Source organism: Limosilactobacillus sp. (genome assembly GCF_051873075.1).
Taxonomy (GTDB): Bacteria; Bacillota; Bacilli; order Lactobacillales; family Lactobacillaceae; genus Limosilactobacillus.
Genome location: NZ_JBJEEM010000079.1, coordinates 1 through 2,702, shown reverse-complemented (window position 1 = coordinate 2,702; position 2,702 = coordinate 1). Strand labels below are relative to the sequence as shown.

Here is a 2,702-nt window from a genome sequence, read left to right as displayed (position 1 = left end):
AAGAAGGGAGTCGATACGGATGAATAAGAAAGCATTAATTGGGGCACTCTTGGGTAGTGCGGCAACGGCTGCAGCCTGGAAGCTTTTACCCAATGAAAAGAAAACATTATTAAAGCAACGGGTCAACGAAACGGCCACCGACCTGGCTGATTGGTCAACTGACTACGCCTTAGATGCACTTGACATTGTTGATGCTAAGATGGCTGAAACTGAAGCTGCCGATCGATTCAACGGTTTTGTTGATGGTGTTAAGGATGCCAAGGACAAGGCTAAGCATACGGCCGACCGGCTTGCTGACCGGCTGACCAATGACGACTTCGACAAGGAGACGGCGGATATTCGGCGGGAACTGGCTGCTGCCAGTCATCCGGATGATAACGATGACCCGGTCGTTGATGATGATATCGTGATTGATGCCACTAAGGACCAGGATGAAAAGGACGCTAAATAAGGTCCAACTAAGGATCGCAACTGACGGCTTGGAAAAAGAAAGTTAGTTGCGATCTTTTTTGTTGAAAACGTTTGCCATTTGGGAGCTGATCTGCTATATTAGTAAAGTTATGAAAAACTATGAAAACAGACAAAATCAGTAAAGAAAGGGCTATCTTATGGAGAAACAATCAGTAACAATTTACACCGTGGCACGTGAAGCACGGGTTTCGATGGCAACTGTTTCACGGGTTGTCAATGGTAATCCTAATGTTAAGCCGGCTACCCGCCAGAAAGTGATGGATGTTATCAAGCGCTTGAATTACCGGCCAAATGCAGTTGCTCGGGGCCTTGCTTCCAAGAAGACCACTACCGTTGGGGTTATTATTCCCCGGATCACCAATCCTTACTTTGCCGACCTGGCTTTGGGAATTGATGATATTGCCTCAATGTACAAGTACAACATCATTCTGACTAACTCTGATGATGATGATAATAAGGTTCTTAAAGTGGTTCGGAATCTCTTGGCCAAACAGGTTGACGGAATTATCTTCATGGGCTACAGCATGCCGGATGAATTGCGTGATGAGCTTAAGAGTAGCAACACGCCAGTAGTAGTTGCCGGTTCCGTAATTAACGACGACGAATTAGCAACCGTGCGGATCGATTACGAAAACGCCGCTAAGGAAGCAACCCTGAAGCTCTTGGATAACGCCAAGGACCATGTTGCCTTCGTTTCTGGTCCCCTAAAGTACGCTATCAACGGCAACGACCGGTTGAATGGGTACAAGGCAGCCTTGTCAGAACGGCAGGTCGCCTTTGATGACCAACTGGTTGTAGAAACTGATGGAACTTACCAGAGCAGTTATGACCAGGCTAAGAAGCTGGTGGACGCCGGAGTCAAGGCGGCCTACGTCAGCAACGATAACCTGGCGGTCGGCCTGTTGAATGGGTTGACTGACAATGGAATCAAGGTTCCTGAAGAGTTTGAGATTATCTCCTCAAACGATACCACCTACACCAAGATTTCACGGCCAACGATCTCTTCGATCACTCAGCCCCTCTATGATATTGGTGCCATCGCAATGCGGTTGTTGACTAAGCTGATGGATGACAAGGATGCCGAGACGGATGCAGACGAAAAGGATGTCATCTTGGATCATGGCTTTGCTCAGCGGCAGTCAACACGGTAGAAAGCTTTGACAACCCGAAGCGAAATTCGTGCCCAGCGAGAGGCTGCCGCACAGGCCAGTACGCCCCCAGTTACTGATTCAGTGCCGGTTGCTGAAAAAAGTCACCACTTCTTCAACCTCTGGGGAACACTGTTCTTGATCTTATTCGTATTGAGCATGATCCTAAACGCGACCTTGCTTAACCCAAAGTTCGTTCTCCACGAGGTCAAAAATTCAGTGGTGGAGACGACAATTACGGACCAGGTTAACGGGGCCTTGGAGCGTTATGGGGTGCCAAATTCGATTTTGACTGATAAAGATACCGACCACCTGCTTACTCAGGCGATCACCCAGGTCTATACTGGTAAAAATATCCACCTGGACCTTAGCGCGGTGACCCAGCGTGCGGGAGCAGCGGCTGATAGTCAGCTTGCTCAATATGGCCTTGCAGGGGTTGGCGGTGCGGCTTCGTCTGCGCTGAGTCAAAATGTTAACAGTGTGGTCAACGCCCAGCTGAATACGCCGACGGTGGCAAACCTGGCGAATGGAATCCATCTGGCTAAGGTGGCAACTAATATGGTTTTTATGGTAACCGGGATCGGGTTAGCAGTGTTAGCGGTCCTCGCCATTTTGGGTCGCCACTTTGCCCAGAGTTTCAGCCGGATGGGAATCTGGACGGTCATAGTCGACGGAGCCCTGTGCGGTACAATTGGCAAGCTTGCTCCGCAGTTGGCGGCCGATCAGCCGGACTATACTGCCTTTGTTGCCCAAATATCGACTGCCTTTATGCGGACGGCATTTACGACGATCGGCCTGGTACTGGTAGTGACCATTGCCTTGCTGATTTGGCGAATGTTTGGTCGGCACCTGCTTTCCCGTCGTTGACCTTGAATTAATTACTAAACTTTGCTAAAATTTATCTGTTTATCACATTAATTAAGAAAAGAGGAGTCAGTAATGTCAGGACATTCAAAATGGCATAACATTCAAGGACGGAAGAACGCCCAAGATGCTAAGCGTGGTAAGATTTTCCAAAAGATCTCACGTGATTTGTACCAAGCAGCTAAAGCAGGTGATCCTGATCCAGCGAACAACGCTCAA

3 protein-coding genes and 1 pseudogene are annotated in these 2,702 nt (G+C 48.6%); all 4 read left to right on the top strand.

What is annotated here, in order from left to right:
• The first annotated feature begins 19 nt into the window (after positions 1 to 19).
• Positions 20 to 451: a hypothetical protein gene (locus ACI31J_RS07795; protein WP_439773854.1), complete on the top strand. Its 432-nt coding sequence runs from the start codon at positions 20 to 22 to the stop codon at positions 449 to 451.
• A 157-nt stretch (positions 452 to 608) separates the two neighbouring features.
• Positions 609 to 1,622, top strand: coding sequence for a catabolite control protein A (gene ccpA / locus ACI31J_RS07790; RefSeq protein ID WP_439773853.1), 1,014 nt, complete (start codon positions 609 to 611; stop codon positions 1,620 to 1,622).
• Between the two features lie 6 nt (positions 1,623 to 1,628).
• A complete protein-coding gene (locus tag ACI31J_RS07785) occupies positions 1,629 to 2,486 on the top strand; it encodes a hypothetical protein (RefSeq protein WP_439773852.1) in 858 nt (285 codons plus the stop codon).
• A gap of 72 nt (positions 2,487 to 2,558) precedes the next feature.
• Positions 2,559 to 2,702, top strand: a pseudogene (locus ACI31J_RS07780) (YebC/PmpR family DNA-binding transcriptional regulator); the annotation flags it as partial.

What these genes read in the sequence shown, in the direction of transcription:
- ccpA (WP_439773853.1), top strand. Translation starts at nt 609, where the DNA reads ATGGAGAAACAATCAGTAACAATTTACACCGTGGCACGTGAAGCACGG.
- ACI31J_RS07795 (WP_439773854.1), top strand. Translation starts at nt 20, where the DNA reads ATGAATAAGAAAGCATTAATTGGGGCACTCTTGGGTAGTGCGGCAACG.